We start from the raw sequence: 639 nt of genomic DNA on the forward strand, positions 1-639 counted from the left end.
AAGTAAATCGCCTTGTTGCGGACAAGGCCTTCTTCTCGGATCTTGACCCGTAACGCATCGAAGAAAATGACTGGGTACATCGGCTCAAGCGGTCGCTGTTGCCACGAACCAATTTCCTCCATCACCTCGTCCGTGACCGAGCTGATGAAGTCATGGGAAACGTCCGTCCCGTATTGCTCAGAGAGGAAAGCGCGGATTTCACGGACGGACATGCCTCGGGCATACATGGCGATGATCTTGTCATCAAAACCGGTAAAACGCCGCTCATGCTTGGGAATCAGAATGGGAGCAAAACTGCCATCTCGATCACGGGGGATATCCAGACGCAGCGGGCCATCACCCGTCAAAACGGTCTTGCCAGTCTTGCCGTTGCGCTGGTTAGTTTCATCCTCTGGGCGCTGCGCGCCCGGCGGATACCCCAGGTGGTGACCGAGCTCGGCACTCAATGCTCGCTCAATCAAGGCCTTCTTGAAGGCCGCAGAAGCGTCTTCGATAGCCTCCGCGGTCATCAGCCCCTCACCGAATTGTTCGAGCAGATCCTTGGGGATTTTTGGTAGGTCACGCAGGGGTTTCTTTTTGGTTGGCATACATGCACCTCTTACTCATGTTATGCCCGAACACAAAATTTCTGACACCCCC

1 protein-coding gene is annotated in these 639 nt (G+C 54.8%); it reads right to left on the minus strand.

The features are described 5' to 3' along the window. On the minus strand, positions 1 to 587 hold a 587-nt coding region (locus FS767_RS21575), incomplete at its 3' end, for a transposase (protein ID WP_178102762.1). Between the last annotated feature and the right edge of the window lie 52 nt (positions 588 to 639).

This window comes from Pseudomonas sp. DE0010 (assembly GCF_007680745.1).
GTDB lineage: Bacteria > Pseudomonadota > Gammaproteobacteria > Pseudomonadales > Pseudomonadaceae > Aquipseudomonas > Aquipseudomonas parafulva_B.